The sequence below is a fragment of the Mesorhizobium sp. C432A genome, from assembly GCF_030323145.1.
In the GTDB taxonomy this organism is placed as follows: domain Bacteria; phylum Pseudomonadota; class Alphaproteobacteria; order Rhizobiales; family Rhizobiaceae; genus Mesorhizobium.
Map to the genome: position 1 here is coordinate 1781020 of NZ_CP100470.1, position 17108 is coordinate 1798127.

At 63.1% G+C, this 17108-nt stretch carries 15 protein-coding genes and 1 tRNA gene; 14 read left to right on the plus strand and 2 right to left on the minus strand.

The window, feature by feature from the left end; translation table 11 throughout:
• Positions 1-3 precede the first annotated feature (3 nt).
• The 6 genes from NLY33_RS08590 to tolA all read left to right on the plus strand — a co-directional run bounded on the left by NLY33_RS08590 (position 4) and on the right by tolA (position 3641).
• Entirely contained in the window at positions 4-384 is a 381-nt protein-coding gene (locus NLY33_RS08590; RefSeq protein ID WP_023701325.1) for a hypothetical protein, read from the plus strand.
• 13 nt (positions 385-397) lie between these two features.
• Positions 398-805, plus strand: coding sequence for a VOC family protein (locus tag NLY33_RS08595; RefSeq protein WP_023706287.1), 408 nt, complete (start codon positions 398-400; stop codon positions 803-805).
• 92 nt (positions 806-897) lie between these two features.
• Positions 898-972, plus strand: a tRNA-Glu gene (locus NLY33_RS08600).
• A 588-nt stretch (positions 973-1560) separates the two neighbouring features.
• The gene (locus NLY33_RS08605; RefSeq protein WP_023683976.1) at positions 1561-2142 is read left to right on the plus strand and encodes a VOC family protein; all 582 of its coding nucleotides are present in this window, start codon (positions 1561-1563) and stop codon (positions 2140-2142) included.
• A gap of 25 nt (positions 2143-2167) precedes the next feature.
• On the plus strand, positions 2168-3052 hold the full coding sequence (locus tag NLY33_RS08610) for a glutathione S-transferase family protein (protein ID WP_023706289.1): 885 nt from the start codon (positions 2168-2170) through the stop codon (positions 3050-3052).
• A 220-nt stretch (positions 3053-3272) separates the two neighbouring features.
• Positions 3273-3641, plus strand: coding sequence for a cell envelope integrity protein TolA (tolA, locus tag NLY33_RS08615; RefSeq protein ID WP_023690097.1), 369 nt, complete (start codon positions 3273-3275; stop codon positions 3639-3641).
• Between the two features lie 135 nt (positions 3642-3776).
• On the opposite strand, the gene NLY33_RS08620 is transcribed toward tolA, so the two are convergent.
• Positions 3777-3992, minus strand: coding sequence for a hypothetical protein (locus NLY33_RS08620; protein ID WP_023690098.1), 216 nt, complete (start codon positions 3990-3992; stop codon positions 3777-3779).
• 292 nt (positions 3993-4284) lie between these two features.
• Here NLY33_RS08620 and NLY33_RS08625 point away from each other — a divergent pair, with 292 nt between their 5' ends.
• A complete protein-coding gene (locus NLY33_RS08625) occupies positions 4285-5190 on the plus strand; it encodes a DUF2865 domain-containing protein (protein ID WP_023706290.1) in 906 nt (301 codons plus the stop codon).
• 118 nt (positions 5191-5308) lie between these two features.
• On the opposite strand, the gene NLY33_RS08630 is transcribed toward NLY33_RS08625, so the two are convergent.
• Positions 5309-5665, minus strand: coding sequence for a hypothetical protein (locus tag NLY33_RS08630; protein ID WP_023670115.1), 357 nt, complete (start codon positions 5663-5665; stop codon positions 5309-5311).
• Between the two features lie 188 nt (positions 5666-5853).
• Between NLY33_RS08630 and NLY33_RS08635 the strand changes: the two genes are divergently transcribed.
• From NLY33_RS08635 to phoB, 7 genes are all read left to right on the plus strand, one after another.
• A complete protein-coding gene (locus NLY33_RS08635; RefSeq protein WP_198020362.1) occupies positions 5854-10416 on the plus strand; it encodes a PAS domain-containing hybrid sensor histidine kinase/response regulator in 4563 nt (1520 codons plus the stop codon).
• A gap of 496 nt (positions 10417-10912) precedes the next feature.
• Complete coding sequence (locus tag NLY33_RS08640; protein ID WP_023706292.1) at positions 10913-11941, plus strand: substrate-binding domain-containing protein; 1029 nt, start codon at positions 10913-10915, stop codon at positions 11939-11941.
• Positions 11942-12037: 96 nt separating this feature from the next.
• A complete protein-coding gene (gene pstC, locus NLY33_RS08645; protein WP_023706293.1) occupies positions 12038-13498 on the plus strand; it encodes a phosphate ABC transporter permease subunit PstC in 1461 nt (486 codons plus the stop codon).
• Positions 13495-14811, plus strand: coding sequence for a phosphate ABC transporter permease PstA (gene pstA, locus NLY33_RS08650; protein ID WP_023706294.1), 1317 nt, complete (start codon positions 13495-13497; stop codon positions 14809-14811). Before pstC ends, pstA begins: the two co-directional genes overlap by 4 nt.
• Before the next feature lie 17 nt (positions 14812-14828).
• Positions 14829-15653 (plus strand): phosphate ABC transporter ATP-binding protein PstB, encoded by an 825-nt coding sequence (pstB, locus tag NLY33_RS08655; RefSeq protein WP_023670110.1) that lies wholly within the window; start codon positions 14829-14831, stop codon positions 15651-15653.
• 41 nt (positions 15654-15694) lie between these two features.
• Complete coding sequence (gene phoU / locus NLY33_RS08660) at positions 15695-16399, plus strand: phosphate signaling complex protein PhoU (protein ID WP_023670109.1); 705 nt, start codon at positions 15695-15697, stop codon at positions 16397-16399.
• A gap of 16 nt (positions 16400-16415) precedes the next feature.
• Positions 16416-17105 (plus strand): phosphate regulon transcriptional regulator PhoB, encoded by a 690-nt coding sequence (phoB, locus tag NLY33_RS08665; RefSeq protein WP_031193203.1) that lies wholly within the window; start codon positions 16416-16418, stop codon positions 17103-17105.
• The last annotated feature ends 3 nt before the right edge of the window (positions 17106-17108 follow it).

The following is a 17108-nucleotide window of genomic DNA, read 5'->3' on the forward strand; positions in this document are numbered from 1 at the left end:
GCCATGGCCCGGCCCGTTGCCGATGAAGAAGAAAAGCCGCTCGATCCCGAGATCGAAAAGGTGCGCGGCAGGCTCATCCGTTTCATGGCCATCAATCTCGGCCTGCTTTTGCTGGCCCTTATGGTGGTGATCGCGGCCATTGTCTACAAATCGCGCAAAGCGCCGCCCGCGAACCCGCCGCTCGCCAACGACATTCCAGTTCCGCCCGGCGAGCCGCTCGCGGCCGACATAGTGCTCCCGGTCGGAGCCAAGGTGATCAGCCAGGCTCTGTCGGGCAATCGCATTTCGATCGACGCCGAGATCAGCGACGGCAGCCGCACCATCTTCGTCTACGACATCGCCGAGCGCCGTATCATCGGCCGCTTCGCCATACGCAACAAATGAGCGGGCCGAAACAATGACCGGGTTTGCCGACCATCGCCGCATAGCAACCGTTACGCTCGTCGTCGCCGACTATGACGAGGCGATCGCCTGGTATGTCGGCAAGCTTGGCTTTGTCCTCTGCGACGACATCGAGCTCGGCGACGGCAAGCGCTGGGTGACGGTAACGCCGGCGGTCGGGCAAGGGCCCCGGCTGCTTCTGGCGGAAGCATTGGACGATGTGCAGAAGAGCCGCGTCGGCGACCAGACCGGAGGCCGCGTGGTTTTGTTTCTCGAAACCGATGATTTTGACAGTGACCATGCGACCATGCTGGAAAACGGCGTCGACTTCCACGAAACGCCACGCCATGAGCCCTACGGTACCGTGGCGGTTTTCGCCGATCTCTACGGCAATCTGTGGGACCTGATCGAGCCGAAACGCTAGGTTCGCGAAGCGACATTACACAGAAGCGGTCCGGCCGTTCCAAGCCCAGTTGCTTTTTCCAAACCGTCAGCCTATATCGCCGGTTCTTGAACGCGCCCATCGTCTAGCGGTCAGGACACCGCCCTCTCACGGCGGGAACAGGGGTTCGATTCCCCTTGGGCGTACCAAGCAACGACTTTCCTTCTGCATCATCGAAAATTTCGGGCAGCAGCCGCGCGGATCGCGTGTGACCGCGAGGGTCGGCGCATCAGCGAAATTCGGCAAGTCCGCGCACCCGAATACACCCAATTTAAGTCAGGCCGCGACGCTTGAAAGCGTAGCGATCTCTGTTACTTGCGGTGCGGGGATAGCATCTGCGGCAACGCGGATTTGGTTTGGCATAGCAGGCATGAATTCGGCAAAAATGATATGCCCGTGCTGTCACGGCAGCGGGCAGGTTTTCGATTGCTTGAAATGGCGTGAGTCGAAAGGGCATTGCTGCCCGCAAGGCACGCACCGGGCCGGCTGTCCCGGGCAGACGATGGCATGCGCCGAATGCGCGGGCCTGGGAACGCTGGCGGAAGCCGATCTCAGAGCCGTTGCATAGCCTCAGGTCATGCAACTCAAACCCCTTTCACCATCCAGCGCCGGCAGTCTCCGCGAGCTTCTGGCGCGGCGCTGCCAATTGCACTAGCATCATGTACGAATTCGCCAAAGGGCGTTGCGGCGCGCAAGACGCCGGGGAACATAGGCGAGGGTCGGCGAGGAGGAGACCGATGCAGAAACTGCAGTCGCAGGGCGTCCATCACATCACCCTCGTCGGCGCCGGGCGCCAGACTTCGATCGATTTCTGGGAGGGCGTGCTCGGCATGCCGTTCATCTTCGAGCAGCCCAACCTCGACAAGCCAAGCGAAAGTCATCTCTATTTCGATCCCGGCGACGGCAGGTTGATCACCGTCTTCACCGACGAGAGCCGCACGCCGGTCAAGCGGCGCACGCCCACCGAACCGGGCTGCGTCCATCATATTGCGTTCTCGGTGTCGCGCGTCACTTTCCTGCAGGCGGTCGCCCGGCTCGACGAACGCGCCATCAAGCACAGCGGCGTCAAGGATCGCGGCTTCATGGATTCGATCTATTTCGAGGATCCGCTCGGCCTCTTGATCGAACTCGCCTCCTATCGCTTCGATCCGCCGGCAGGTTTCACCCATGCCGACGTGCTGATGCAGGCGCACAAGCTGCGCGTTGCGCGCGGCGACTACAACATCGCCGAAGTGCACCTTGCCGACGCGATCCAGACGCTGGTCGAGTGGTCGCGCGCGACCTTGTCGGACGACCGGACGCCGAAGAATCCATACTGACGGCCAGCAAAAGGGGAGGACCACAATGGCAAAGACAGTGATCAAGAGCGCCGGGAAATCAGCGGCCAAGCCTGCGGCGAAAGCGGCTGCGAAGCCGGCCGCAAAGGCGGCCGTAAAGGCCGCGCCGAAGGCAGCCGCAAAGCCGGCCGCGAAAGCCGCGACGAGGCCGGCTGCCAAGAAATCCGCGCCGAAGGTCAAGGCGGCGAAAAAACCGGCGCTGAAGCTCTCGATGCTGAAGCCGAGCGTCAACAACATGACCGTCCGGGTGTTTGCCCGTGCGGCCGGGTTCGACGCCGCCGAGACCGACGCCTGGGGCCACACGCGCTCGCCCGAATATATGGCGCGCAATCCGGCGCATCTGACGCCGATGATCGAGGACAAGGGGCTGCCGCGCGGCGTGCTCTGGGAGAGCTGTGCCATCATGCAGTATCTCGCCAACAAGCACGGGCTGGAGAAATTCTATCCCAAGGCGCCGGCCAAGCGGGCGATGGTCGACAGCGCCATGTTCTACCTGATCGGCACGCTCTACCCGTATGTGGCGCGCGCCACCTATCCGGCGCTGGGTTTCCCGCACTATGCCGGCGAGGTCGGCCATAGCGACGCTCATCCGGAGAAGAAGTCCGAGGCGCAGAAGGCCGCCATGGCGGCGATTGCCGAGCCGCTGGAGGTGTTTCACTCCTTCTTCAGGGACGGCAAGCCGTTCATCGGCGGCAAGCACCCGTCGATCGCCGACATACGCCTGGCATCGACGCTGGAGTTCCTGGCCGTCATCGACTATGCGCTGCCCAAATGGGCCAAGGAGTATGTCGCTGCGATGGAGAAGAAACTCGGCCAGGCCTATGCCGAGCCGGCCGGCGATGTCAGAGGCTACATTGCCTATGTGAAGTCGCAGGCCAGCGCGCAACGCTAAGGATTCATTAACCAGAACGCTGTCTATTGAAGGCACCGCGCGACCACGGATGTACTGGCGCAAGGGTGAAGGGAAAGGTCGGCGCAATGCCGGCCTTTTGCTTTTCGCCGATGCGCCATCAGGCGCGTCTCATGCTGTAAAGTCCGACATCAGGCATATTGCCATCGTCTGCTTCGACCCTACCATCATGGTCGGCGGACGACACACGAGGAGCTTTGCGATGAAGGGCGTAGCGAGAGTGTTTGCGATTGCCGGTGTTGTGTTGGTCGGAGGCTACCCGTGCAATGCCGCGCCGCTCGACACGATGGCGGAGGTCGGCGATGCCATCCAGGCGTGCTGGACGCCGCCGGCGGGTGTTGGAAATGCCAGCGTCACCTTGAGCTTCAGCTTCAAGCGCGACGGCACGCTGATCGGTCCGCCGCGGCCGACGGCGATCAAGGTCGATGGCGATGCCGATACCAGGAAGTCATTCGTCGACGCCGCAACCACTGCCCTGCAAAAGTGCCTCCCGTTGAGCTTCTCGCCGACGCTGGCGCAAGGCGTCGCGGGCAATGTCTTCACCGTGCAATTCGCTTCGCCCAAGCAGTAGGCGAGCGGGCGAGCGTTTCACCGTTTTCACAGAAACGGCGACCCCCTCTCTCGTTGTCTTGACGCAATTCCCAGGGGAAAGCGCTACGCGCTTTTCCCGGAAAAACGACTCACACTTTTCCTGAAGTTGCTCTGATCAGTTGTGCGGGCGTCTGATATCGACATGCCGCTGCAGTTCCGGCGTCTCGAAGACGTAGTCGGCCCAGGCGGATTCCGGAATCTGTCCGGCCAGATAGCATTCCAGCAACAGGCTCTGTTCGGGATCGAGCGCTCTCGGCGCCCGCTCATGGTCCAGCCCCAGCGAGTGGAACAGGTTCCTGGTCAGGCCAGAGACAGTGAAGTGAATAGACATCTTCGTCTCCTTTGCCCGACACAACGCGAGACACCGGAGAAAGGTTTCATCCGCAAGGGCCCGATAACGCGGGATCGATGATTGCGGCGGCCCGGGCTCGCCCGAGCCTGGCCTCGTCGCAATCTTGAAACAAAAGTGTAATAGCGAATTTACAGGAACCGGCATAATACACTCGGCATAAAATACCTGGCGGTTGCTGGCGTCTCTTGAATTAGACTTACCTCACGCATTGAGGCTCAATCGGCTGGAGCGGCGATCGGCTCCACAGGGGTACAAGGACCAGGTGTCGCCGATGATGTGTTTGTGGCTTGTCGTGACCTTTGCACTGGTGTCGGCAAGCGTCCTCGGCATTTCGGCTTCCCTTGCCGATCCATGCGCCGCGCTCAGGAGCCAGCTGGCACCGTCCGGCCGCAGCGGCGGGATCAGCTCCGAGCTTGCGCAGCTGCGTCGCCAGCTTGCGGCGATCCAGGGGCTGGAGAGGCAACGCCGGTGCACGGCGCAAAGTGCGGTGGGGGGCTTCTTCAATGCTTGCGCCGACCTCGCCAAAAGCCGCACACAGGTGCAACGCCAGATCGCCGGCGCCGCGATTTCGCGCCGGGATGCGTCCGGACTGCAGGCCAGGCTCGTCGCGCTCGGCTGCACGCCCGCCGCCGGGCAACAAAGACAGCGTCCGGCTGGCGCCATGATCGGCAGCAATTCGATGCTGTTTTGCGTTCGTCTCTCCGACGGCTATTTCTTCCCGGCGCCGAAATCGCAGTTCGTGCAAGGCGGCGATGTCAAGGAGATGGTCGATCAGTGCCGCTACATCTGCGACGATGCCGGCGTCGACCTGTACACGCTCAGTGATCCAAGCCTTGAAACCGAAGAGATGGTCGCGCTCGATACGCGCACATCCTACAAGGACCTGCCGACGGCCTTCAAATATCGCAATGATGCGAACTTCAGGGCCTGCGACCTCAAGCGCTATCACCGGCGCGTTGCCGAGCTGAGAGCGCGCACGGTGACGCCAGCCAATATGGCCAACGCGATCATTCCTTTGCCGTCAGCGAAGCCGGATCTTGGCACCGTGGCGCAACTTCTCCAGCCTGGCGCAGACGCTGCAGAGGCCAGGGGCGCCGCCCAGCGACAATCGGTCGAGCCATTGGCCGGCTCGCGGCCGGTCAGGGTGGTCGGGCCGGCTTTCTTCCCGGCGGAGTAACCTGCGCCTAGAGCGTTTCACCGTTTCACCGAAACGGCGAACCGCTCTATGTCTTTGTTTTACGCAATTCCGGACGGAAAACCGTTTCACACTTTTCCTGGAATTGCACTAGTACCAGCTATTCGCAAACCATCCTGTAGCGTTTGCCGGGTTCGCTGACATTCTTGCAGGTGAGCGGATTGGCCGGTTCGGAAGCCATGCTGGGAGGGCTGGACCTGACGTGCCGCCTTGGCGCAGCTATTTGTGTCGTGTGCCTGCGTGCCGCGGGCCGGTAGGGCTCCTGCGGCGGCGGCGTCGGAAACACACCGGCTGCCGCCTGCATCCGGCTGGCCTCAGTCTGCGACGGATCGCGATCCCAGACCCGCCTGATATCGAGCGGCTTCGGGATCACCACCGTGCCGTCATAGCTGCGTGCGCAGCCGCTGCCCGCAAGCAGCGCCATGCACAGGAAACAAGGCACGATCCAACCGGTCATCAGCAACACCCCCGCCGACTTATAGCCCGGCCGGGGTTCCGCCGACAACCGGCGGAATACCGCAGGGCAATGTGGCTCTGGCCGCAGTCTGGATTGGTTATGGTTAGCGGATCATTAATGCTTCTCGGGCACATTCCGCCGGCGAACCGCTGAGGGGGTTCGGCCTTGGCTTTCGGGGTGGGAACGGGATGGCTGACGGGACTGTTGGAACACGCGGCGGACGCGGTTCCCGAAAAGGGGTGGTGAACGGCGAGGATACGTCCGTCGGGGGTTCGCCCGAAGCGCTGCGCGAACTGGTCGGGGCCGGCGCCGACTGGGTCTGGGAGACCGACGCCGAGCTGCGCTTTTCCTGGCTTTCGGAGAACTACCAGGCCGCCACCGGCATCGATCCCGCCAGCATTCTTGGCCGTTTCCGCTTCGATTTCCTCAAGCAGATGGTGCACGGCAATCGACACGCCGCCGCGCATCTGGAGGATCTGCAGGCGCATCGGCCGTTTCGCGACTTTGTTTATGAGTTGAAGGGCGGCCGTCCCGGCTGCCGCTGGGTTTCGATCACCGGTTCCCCGCGGTTCGACGGCGAAGGCGAATTCATCGGCTATCGCGGCATCGGCCGCAACGTCACGGCACTGGCCGGTGCGCTGGACGAACTGCGGCAGGACGAGAGCGATCCGCCGGCCGGCGAGGCTACGCAGCACCTCGCCGATCTCGAGCGGACAATGGATGCCATGCATATGGGCGTCGTGGTGCTTGACGCGAAGTTCGACACGCTCATCGTCAACAAGGCCTATCGCGAGCTCTCCAGGATTCCCGACGGCGCCGTCACGGTCGGCGCGCCGTTCAGCCTGTTGATGGAACTCAACCGCCGCAACGGCATCTACGGCGATCTCGATGAACAGCAGTGGCAGCACTACCTAGCCACCCGCATCGAGGAGATCAGCGCCGGCTCGGTTGCGCCACGCGAATTTCTCCATGCCAATGGCAGGACGATGATGTTCTCCGTGACGGCGTTGTCCGGCGGCAAGCGGCTGTTGACCTACTACGACGTCTCCGAGCTCAAGCGTCGCGACGCCGAGATCGAGAGTGCCAACGCCAAAATTACGGAGACCTTCGCCAATCTTCGCACGATGGTCGACCAGATGCCGATCGGCGTGCTCGTCCTCGATGCGGAGATGCGCGCGGAGGTGATCAACCGCGCCTTCTATGATTTCTGGGAAATCGATCCCCGACGCGCCGGCATCGGCTGCGGCTTCCGCGAACTGATGCAGGCCAGCCGCGATATGGACCCTTACGGTGCTGACGATGCCGAATGGCAGGGCCACATCGCCGAGCGCGAAGCAGAAATCTCGGCCGGCCTGGTTGGCTCCAGGCAACTGCCACGCAATGACGGCCGTACGCTGATTGCCTCGCTGGCGCCGCTCGCCGGCGGCAAAAGGCTGATCTCCTATGTCGACGTCACCAACATGAAGGATCGCGAGGCTGAACTCGCCCAAGCGCTGGAGAAATCGCGGCTGGCCGAGGCGGTGATCAACGGCGTCAAGGACCCGATCTTCGTCAAGGACGACAATCTGCGTTTCGTCTTCGTCAATGAGGCGTTTTCGGCACTGTTCGGACAGAGCCCGCAAGCGATGCTGGGCAGGCCCGGCGGCGACTTCCTCAAGCAAAAGGACGCCGCGCAATTCGAAGACAGCGAACGCGCCGTGCTGGCGACCGGCACGCCCTACGAGGTCGAGGAGACTTTCGACGCCGAGGGCGCCAGCCGCTCGCGCATCGTGCGCAAGAACCGCGTCGGCATGCCCAGCGGCCGCAACTATGTCGCCGGTTTCCTGTTCGACATCTCCGACATGAAGCGCCGCGAGACCGAAGCCGAGGACGCCCGCAAGAACCTCACCACGGTGCTGGAGTCGCTGCCGGCGGCCGTCATCATCTATGACCGCGACGACAAGTTCGTCTTTGCAAACCGCAAGCTGCAGGACACGCTGCCGGAGCTGAAACCGGCATGGCAGCCCGGCCGCAGCTTCCGCGAGGCCCTGGAACTCGGACATTCGGTCGGCTATTTCCGATCGAGCGGCGATCGAGAAATCGATAGGCTCTATGAAGGCGACCCCGATGTCTGGCTCAATGCCATCCTCGCCCGCTATCGCCTGCCCAACTCGTCCTATGAGCGCCTCAATGCGGACGGCCGCTGGTATCAGGTCTACGATATGCGCACCGAGGACGGCACCTTCATCGGCGTGCGCGTCGACATCTCGGAGATCAAGAGCCGCGAAAAGGCGCTGCAGGAAAGCATGCGCCAGATCGACCTGTTCCGCCACGTCATGGACGAACTGCCGGTCGCCGCCTTCATCAAGGCGCAGGATCTGAGCATGGAATTCGTCAACAAGGCCTGGTGCGCGCTGACCGGCATCCCCAAGGAGGAAGTCATCGGCCGGACCGATCTCCAGCTTTTCGGCATCGACGACGCCGAAACCTACACCCATGACGACACCGAGGTCGTCGTCACCGGCCGCGGCCGCGAGATCGAGGAGCCCGTTACCCATCGCGACGGCACGGTGCGGCAATTGATGACGCGCAAGAGCCGGCTGGTGGCGCTCGATGGGTCGGTGCACCTTGTCGGCTCCAGCACCGACATCACCGACGTCAAGGCGCGCGAGCAGGCGCTGGAAGAGAGCATGCGCGAGAACGAGGTGTTCCGCAATCTCATCGACAACGTGCCGGTGTCGATCTACGCCAAGCGCTCCGACCTCAGGCAGTTCTACGTCAACAAGGGCTGGTGCGACCTCACCGGCCTCCGCAGGGAAGACGCGATCGGCAAGACGGACATCGAGATTTTCGGCGAAGACGGCGAAGCCTTCGTCAACAGTGATCTCGCCGTGCTGCGCACAGGCGATACACAGGAGATCGAGGAAACGGTGACGCTTGCCGACGGCAGCGTGCGCCACCAGTTCGCCCGCAAGGGCGCGATGATCGCGTCCGACGGTTCGCTCTATCTGATTGGGTCGACCACCGACATCACCGAACTGAAGCTGCGCGAGGCCGAACTGCGCGAGGCGCGCCAGCGCGCCGTGCTGGCCGACCGCGCCAAGTCGGAATTCCTGGCCAATATGAGCCACGAGATCCGCACGCCGATGAACGGCGTACTCGGCATGGCCGAGTTGCTGGCCAAATCCGACCTCGATCCCAAGCAGAAGACGTTCACCGATATCATCGTCAAGTCGGGTAACGCGCTCTTGACCATCATCAACGACATACTGGACTTCTCCAAGATCGATGCCGGACAGCTGGTGCTCGACCCTGCGCCCTTCAACCTGCCCGAAGCGATCGAGGATGTGGCGACGCTGATATCGACGCGCGCCAAGGAGAAGGACCTCGAGCTCATCGTGCGCGTCGAGCCGGGCCTGGAAAGCCTGTTCGTCGGCGATGTCGGTCGCGTCAGGCAGATCGTCACCAATCTGGTCGGCAACGCGGTGAAGTTTACCGACGAAGGCCACGTGCTGGTCGACGTGACCGGACAAAGGGGGCCGACGGGGACAAAGCTTACCGTTTCGGTCACCGACACCGGCATCGGCATTCCGCAGCAGAAATTAAAGCTCGTCTTCGAAAAATTCAGTCAGGCCGACACCTCGTCGACCAGACGCCACGAAGGCACAGGGCTCGGGCTCGCCATCACCTCGCGGCTGGTCGAGTTGATGGGCGGCGAGATCGGTGTCGAGAGCGCCGAAGGCAAGGGCTCGACCTTCTGGTTCACCGTGACATTGCCCAGGGCCGAGGAACAGACCGGACGGCGGATCATGCCGGTCGACGTGACCGGCTCACGGGTGCTGATCGTCGACGACAATGCCGTCAACCGATCGATCCTGAGCGAGCAGATGGCGTCATGGACCTTCGATTCCTGCGCCGCCGAAAGCGGACCCGAAGGGCTCAAGGTGCTGGTCGCCGCGGCTGCCTACGGCGTGCCGGTCGACTGCGTCGTGCTCGATTATCAGATGCCGGGGATGAGCGGCGCCGAAATGGCGCGCGTCGTGCGCAACACCGCAGGGCTGGCCGACACGCCGATCATCATGCTGACCTCGGTCGACCAGTCGCTCGCCAACACCAGCTATCGCGATCTCGGCATCGACGCCCAGCTGATCAAGCCGGCGCGTTCCTCGGTGCTTCTGGAAACGCTGGTCGCCACCATCCAGCGGCACCATCACAATATCACGGACGGCCGTGTGCTGCCGGCGGCAAGCAGCGGTTCCGGCGGCGGCAGGAACGAACCGTCGCCGGCAAAGCCGCCGCTCGCTGCATCGGAACGCGCCTTGCTGCAACCGCCGCCGGTTCGTGCCCGCGCCCGGGCCGCCGGGGATGAACGCCGGCTCGACATTCTCGTTGCCGAGGACAATGAGGTGAACCAGATGGTGTTCACCCAGATAATCGGCGAAACCGGCTACAGTTTCGAAATCGTCGGCAACGGCCGCAAGGCGCTCGACGCCTTCGGCCGGCTTAATCCGCGCATGATCCTGATGGACGTCTCGATGCCGGAGATGAACGGGCTCGAGGCCACCGCCGCAATTCGCCGGCTGGAAGAACATACGGGTATGCATATCCCGATCGTCGGCGTCACCGCGCATGCCTTGAAGGGCGACCGTGAGCGCTGCCTGGAAGCCGGCATGGACGACTATCTGCCCAAGCCGATCAGCCCCAGGGCGCTGCTCGAAAAGGTCGAGCGCTGGGTCGGCATATCAGGCGAAGCCCAACGAGACGCTGGATAGCAACCTGCGGCGCCGCCGGGATTCGGCCGCGCCGCAACAGCCAAGGATATGGTGCGATCGCACCATATCAAAGCTGGCGCCCAGTCAGGACAATGGTCGCAACGAAACCGCTCATTCAGTTACGGGCGGGAGCAAGCGACCGCCGACAAGAAACAGCGTCGAATCTACCCCAACGGACCTGTTTTTGGCGATGGCTCGGCCAAGATTCGCTCTGGTCACGGGCAACGCGCTCCCGTCCGGTTTTTCTTTCTCGGCATCGCGGCCTGCGGTGTGCCGGGACTTGATGCCAGCACGAATTGCGCAAGCGTCTGATTCCAGCGGCAACTTCCATTCCCACAAACCGGCTTAAAGGGTGCGGCCCACAAGACGTCTGTGCGACGTTACCGGGCTGACACGAAACTGTCATGCGACTGTAATAATCGAAGGCTATTGGCCTCAGCGGGCGCCGGTTTGAAGAGGGCGCCAAGAGACCATCTTCCGAACAGGAGCAGGCCACATGAAGAAATTCCTCGTTACGGCATCGGCCGTGGCGGTAGCGTTCGCCGCATCGTCCGGTGTCGCCGCTGCGCGTGACCAGATCCAGGTCGCCGGTTCGTCGACCGTGCTGCCTTACGCCAAGATCGTCGCCGAGCAGTTCGGCGAAACCTTCACCAACTTCAAGACCCCGGTGGTCGAGTCCGGCGGCAGCGGCGCCGGCATCAAGGAGTTCTGCAAGGGCGTCGGCGAAGACACGATCGATATCGCCAACTCCTCGCGCCCGATCAAGAAGGACGAGCTGAAGTCCTGCGCCGACGCCGGCGTCAAGGACGTCCAGGAAGTCCGCATCGGCTATGACGGCATCGTCTTTGCCACCGGCATCAAGGGTCCGGACTGGGCGCTGGTTCCCGCCGACATCTACAAGGCGCTCGCCGCCAAGCTAGTGGTCGACGGCAAGCTGGTCGACAACCCGAACACCAAGTGGAACCAGGTCAATCCGAAGCTGCCCGACTGGGATATCGCCGCCTATATCCCGGGTGAGAAGCACGGCACCCGTGAAGTGTTCGAGACCAAGCTGCTCGACGCCGGCTGCGACAAGGCCGCTTTGAAGGCTGCCGGCATCGCCGACGACAAGGAAATCGGCAAGACCTGCATCGCCATCCGCAAGGACGGCAAGGCTGTCGACATCGATGGCGACTACACCGAGACGCTGGCCCGCATCGACTCCAACAAGACCGGCGTTGGCGTGTTCGGCCTCGCCTTCTACGAGAACAATGCCGACAAGCTGAAGGTCGCTACCGTGGAAGGCATCGTGCCTTCGACGCAGACCATCGCCGATGGCACGTACCCCGTGTCGCGGCCGTTGTTCTTCTACGTCAAGAAGGCGCATCTGGGCGTCGTTCCCGGCCTCAAGGAATATGTCGAGTTCTTCCTTGATGACCAGATGATCGGCCCGGAAAGCCCGCTCGCCCAGTACGGCCTGGTTTCCGCTCCCGACGCCGAACGTCAGGGCCAGCGCGACGCCTTCGCCGCCGGAAAGACGATGTAATCAACCGACCGGATCAGGGCGCGGACCAAATCCGCGCCATGATTTCGCCGCTTGCCGCAACGGTGGCGGCGATCTGAATTTTCCCTGGGGTGGGTGATGTCGTCCTTGCTCGTACTCGCCATAGTCATCGCCATAGGCGTGGTCGCTTTTGTGATCGGCCGCCAGCGCGCAGCGGCGCAGGATACCGGCAAGGTCAAGCCGCATTCGCGCGCGCATTATCATGGCTGGTGGGCCTTTCTGCTCGCGGTCCTGCCTGCCGTCCTGCTGCTCGCCGTCTGGGATATCGGCTCTTCCTTCTATCTCGACCGGCACATCCATGCCGCTTTGCCCGAGCGCACCGCCGACACAAAGGTGGCCAGCGAAGCGCTCGACGCCAGCCTGGTGAAGAGCCTGGCCAAGGGCCTGCGCCGGCTCGATGGCGATACCGCACTTCCCGCTACTTTCGCCGAATTGCAGCCGCTGCTCGCCGCCAAGGGCGTGGCACTGGCCAGCGACACACAGGACTATATGATCCCGATCGCGGTCGAGGCGAACCAGGTCCAGGACCGGCTCGGCCTGTTCGGCGCCGTGCTGACCTTCGCGCTGTCGGTCGCCGGCGCCTTCTATGCGCTGAGGCAGATCGCGCCGCGCGCCAGGGCGCGCAACAATGTCGAGAAGCTGATGCTGTGGGGGCTGCTTGCGGCCTCGACCATCGCCATCCTGACCACGGTCGGCATCGTGCTGTCGATGCTGTTCCAGACCATCACCTTCTTCGAGAGCGTGTCGCCGATGAGCTTCTTCTTCGGCACGGTGTGGGATCCGCGTTTCGCCGCCGCCGGTTCCGGCGGCAGCCAGGGTCAGTTCGGCCTGATCCCGCTTCTTGCCGGCACGCTCTACATCGCCGCCGTCGCCCTTCTGGTGGCAGTGCCGGTCGGGCTGATGTCGGCGGTCTACATGTCCGAATATGCCTCGCGCGGTGTGCGCTCGGTGGTCAAGCCGGCGTTGGAACTGCTGGCCGGCATTCCGACCATCGTCTACGGCATCTTCGCCGTTGTCACGCTCGGACCGTTCTTGCGCGACCTGTCGGCGGCACTCACCGGGGGCTCGCCCTTCATCCAGGGCCAGAGCATCTTCACCGCCGGTCTGGTGATGGGCGTCATGCTGATCCCGGTCGTGTCCTCTTTGTCCGACGACATCATCACCGCGGTGCCGCGCGCAATGCGTGACGGCTCGCTCGGCCTCGGCGCCACCCGCTCCGAGACGATCAAGCGGGTGATCCTGCCGGCGGCACTGCCCGGCATCGTCGGCGCCATCCTGTTGACGGCGTCGCGCGCCATCGGCGAGACGATGATCGTCGTGCTGGCGGCGGGCGTCGCCGCCAATCTGACGGCCAATCCGTTCGAGGCGATGACGACCATCACCGTCAAGATCGTCAACCAGCTGACCGGCGACCTCGAGTTCAACTCGCCGCAGACGCTGGTCGCCTTCGCGCTCGGCCTGACGCTGTTCGCGCTGACGCTGGTGATGAACATCGTCGCCCTCTACATCGTGCGCAAGTACCGGGAGCAGTACGAATGACCGACATCCCCCTGGACACGATGGCGGGCGCCGTCGCGCGACCGCGCCGCGACATCGGGCTGAAGGCGCGCTACGCCGCCGAACGCCGGTTCCGCATCTATGGCGTGATTGCGATCTCGGTGGGCCTGGCGTTCCTGGCCATCATGTTGATCACCATCGTCTCGAAAGGCTACACCGCCTTCTGGCAGACGACGGTGACGCTGCCGGTCACCTTCGACGAGAAGGTGATCGATCCCTCCGGCAAGCGCGCGACCGACCCTACCGTGCTGATCAAGGCGAACTATCCCAAGCTCGCCGAAAACGCGCTGGTGGCCAAGCTCGGCATCGATCCGGCCAACAAGCCGATGATGCTGAAGCTCAAGGGCTTCCTGTCGGAAGGCGCCCGCGTCCAGCTGCGCGACATCGTCTCCGCCGATCCGTCGGTGATCGGCACGACGCGTGACGTCGACATCCTGGCCGCCGCCAATCTCGACTCGGCCTTCAAGGGCCAGATCGACCTCGGCGTCGATGAAGCGCGCCGCAAGGTGTCCGACCAGCAGATCGACTGGATGAACAAGCTCAAAGCCGAAGGCGCGATGGCCGAGCATTTCAACACCGGCCTGTTCAGCTATGGCGCCTCCAGCCGGCCCGAGACGTCGGGCATGGGCGTGGCCATCATCGGTTCGTTCTACATGATGGTGATCGTGCTTTTGCTGGCGCTGCCGATCGGCGTCGCCGCCTCGATCTATCTCGAGGAGTTCGCCAAGAAGAACCGCTTTACGGACCTGATCGAAGTCAACATCAACAATCTCGCGGCGGTGCCGTCGATCGTCTTCGGTCTGCTTGGCCTTGCCGTGTTCATCAACTTCCTCGGCATGCCGCGCTCGGCTTCCTTCGTCGGCGGCCTGGTGCTGACCTTGATGACGCTGCCGACCATCATCATCGCGACGCGCGCCGCCCTTGCCGCGGTGCCGCCGTCGATCCGCTCGGCAGCGCTCGGGCTCGGCGCCTCCAAGATGCAGATGGTGTTCCACCACATCCTGCCGCTTGCCGCCCCAGGCATCCTTACCGGCACCATCATCGGCCTGGCGCGTGCGCTCGGCGAGACAGCACCGCTGCTCTTGATCGGCATGGTCGCTTTCGTCGCCGATTATCCGACGACGCCTTTCGATCCGGCGACCGCGCTGCCGGTGCAGATCTACATGTGGGCAAACGAGGCTGAGCGCGCTTTTGTCGAGCGCATGTCCGGCGCCATCATCATCCTGCTCGTCTTCCTCATGGCCATGAACATCACCGCGATCGTGCTTCGGCGCCGGTTCGAGCGGCGCTGGTAGAAAAAAGGCAATTTGGTATGAACATCATGACCGAACAGTCCCTTGAGAATGCAGTGGGCGACAAAATGAACGCCAAGTCGAACGAAGTCATCAAGATGCGCGGCGACAAGGTCGGCGTCTTCTACGGCGAGAAGCAGGCGTTGTTCGACGTCAATCTCGACGTCCGCCAGAACCAGGTGACGGCGCTGATCGGCCCGTCCGGCTGCGGCAAGTCGACCTTCCTGCGCTGCCTCAACCGCATGAACGACACCATCGATTCGGCGCGGGTGACCGGCAAGATCACGCTCGATGAAGACGACATCTACGACAAGAACATCGATGTCGTCGAACTGCGCGCCCGCGTCGGCATGGTGTTCCAGAAACCCAACCCGTTCCCGAAGTCGATCTACGAGAACGTCGCCTACGGCCCGCGCATCCATGGGCTGGCCAAGCGCAAGTCCGACATGGACCAGATCGTCGAGCAGAGCCTGAAGAAGGCTGCGATCTGGAACGAGGTCAAGGACCGCCTGCAGGAGCCCGGCACCGGCCTGTCCGGCGGCCAGCAGCAGCGCCTGTGCATCGCGCGCGCCATCGCCGTGTCGCCGGAGGTGATCCTGATGGACGAGCCCTGCTCGGCGCTCGATCCGATCGCCACCGCCCGTGTCGAGGAGCTGATCGACGAACTGCGCCAGAACTACACGATCGTCATCGTCACCCACTCGATGCAGCAGGCGGCGCGCGTGTCGCAGCGTACAGCGATGTTCCATCTCGGCTATCTCGTCGAGGAGGGCGCCACCGACAAGATGTTCACCAACCCCGACGACAAGCGCACCCAGGACTACATTACCGGCCGCTTCGGCTGAGCCGTCCGGCGGGTGAATTTTCAGGCACGAGGACCAAGATCATGGGTGAACATACCGTCGCCTCCTTCGATGAAGAGCTCGGGCAGATCAGCAAGCTGATCCGCGACATGGGCGATCTGGCAGGCTCGATGGTCAGCGGCTCGACCAGGGCGCTGCTCAATTCGGACAATGCGCTGGCACAGCGTGTCGTTTCCGACGACGCCATCATGGATGCGCGCCAGCGCGAACTGGACGACCGCGCCATCACGCTGATCGCCAAGCGCCAGCCGATGGCCAACGATCTGCGCGCCGTGGTCGGCTCGATCCGCATGGCCGGCGACCTCGAGCGCATCGGCGATCTCGCCAAGAACATCGCCAAACGCGTCGGCACCGTGGGCTTGAGCGTCACGCCGCGCGACCTCTCGCACTCCATCGATGCCATGGCGCAGCTGGTGCTGATCCAGGTGCAAGGCGTCGTCGAGGAATATGCCGCCACCGATGCGGCAGCTCTTGCAAAACTCAGAAATGACGACGAACGCATCGACGTCAAATACACGTCCGTGTTTCGTGAGCTCTTGACCTACATGATGGAAGACCCTCGCAACATCACCGCCTGCACGCATCTCTTGTTCTGCGCCAAGAATCTTGAGCGCATCGGCGATCATGTCACCAACATCGCCGAAAATGCGTATTATGTGCTGACCGGCCAGCAATTGCCCGCCAATCGTCCGAAGCAGGACGAGACGGCGATGGCCACGCCGGCCTGATGAGGGTGAACTGCCTATGATCGCGCCACGCATCATGGTCGTGGAGGACGAGGAGCCGCTAGGCGTGCTCCTCCGCTACAACCTCGAATCCGAAGGCTATCACGTCGAGGTGGTGACACGCGGCGACGAGGCCGAGATCCGCCTGCAGGAAAACGTGCCCGATCTCCTGGTGCTCGACTGGATGGTGCCCGCTGTTTCCGGCATCGAGCTCTGCCGGCGGCTTAGAGTGCGGCCCGAAACCGAGCGGCTGCCGATCATCATGCTGACCGCGCGCGGTGAGGAAAGCGATCGCGTGCGCGGCCTGTCCACCGGTGCCGACGACTATCTGGTCAAGCCATTCTCGACGCCGGAGTTCATGGCGCGCGTGAAGGCGCTGCTGCGCCGGGCCAAGCCGGAAGTGCTGTCCAGCGTGCTCAAGGTCGGCGACATCGTGCTCGACCGCGAGTCGCACCGTGTCTACCGCAAGAAGAGCGAGATCAGGCTCGGACCGACCGAGTTCCGGCTGCTCGAATTCATGATGCGCCATCCCGGCCGCGTGTTCTCGCGCAGCCAACTGCTCGACAATGTCTGGGGCGAGACGATCTATATAGACGAGCGAACCGTCGACGTGCATGTCGGGCGGCTGCGCAAGGCCGTCAACAACGGCCGCATGCCGGATGTCATCCGTACCATTCGCGGCGCCGGCTACGCTATCAGGGAAGACTAGGAT

Coding starts and splice junctions, on each gene's coding strand:
- NLY33_RS08590 (WP_023701325.1), top strand. CDS start 4: ATGGCCCGGCCCGTTGCCGATGAAGAAGAAAAGCCGCTCGATCCCGAG.
- NLY33_RS08595 (WP_023706287.1), top strand. CDS start 398: ATGACCGGGTTTGCCGACCATCGCCGCATAGCAACCGTTACGCTCGTC.
- NLY33_RS08605 (WP_023683976.1), top strand. CDS start 1,561: ATGCAGAAACTGCAGTCGCAGGGCGTCCATCACATCACCCTCGTCGGC.
- NLY33_RS08610 (WP_023706289.1), top strand. CDS start 2,168: ATGGCAAAGACAGTGATCAAGAGCGCCGGGAAATCAGCGGCCAAGCCT.
- tolA (WP_023690097.1), top strand. CDS start 3,273: ATGAAGGGCGTAGCGAGAGTGTTTGCGATTGCCGGTGTTGTGTTGGTC.
- NLY33_RS08620 (WP_023690098.1), bottom strand. CDS start 3,992: ATGTCTATTCACTTCACTGTCTCTGGCCTGACCAGGAACCTGTTCCAC.
- NLY33_RS08625 (WP_023706290.1), top strand. CDS start 4,285: ATGATGTGTTTGTGGCTTGTCGTGACCTTTGCACTGGTGTCGGCAAGC.
- NLY33_RS08630 (WP_023670115.1), bottom strand. CDS start 5,665: ATGACCGGTTGGATCGTGCCTTGTTTCCTGTGCATGGCGCTGCTTGCG.
- NLY33_RS08635 (WP_198020362.1), top strand. CDS start 5,854: ATGGCTGACGGGACTGTTGGAACACGCGGCGGACGCGGTTCCCGAAAA.
- NLY33_RS08640 (WP_023706292.1), top strand. CDS start 10,913: ATGAAGAAATTCCTCGTTACGGCATCGGCCGTGGCGGTAGCGTTCGCC.
- pstC (WP_023706293.1), top strand. CDS start 12,038: ATGTCGTCCTTGCTCGTACTCGCCATAGTCATCGCCATAGGCGTGGTC.
- pstA (WP_023706294.1), top strand. CDS start 13,495: ATGACCGACATCCCCCTGGACACGATGGCGGGCGCCGTCGCGCGACCG.
- pstB (WP_023670110.1), top strand. CDS start 14,829: ATGAACATCATGACCGAACAGTCCCTTGAGAATGCAGTGGGCGACAAA.
- phoU (WP_023670109.1), top strand. CDS start 15,695: ATGGGTGAACATACCGTCGCCTCCTTCGATGAAGAGCTCGGGCAGATC.
- phoB (WP_031193203.1), top strand. CDS start 16,416: ATGATCGCGCCACGCATCATGGTCGTGGAGGACGAGGAGCCGCTAGGC.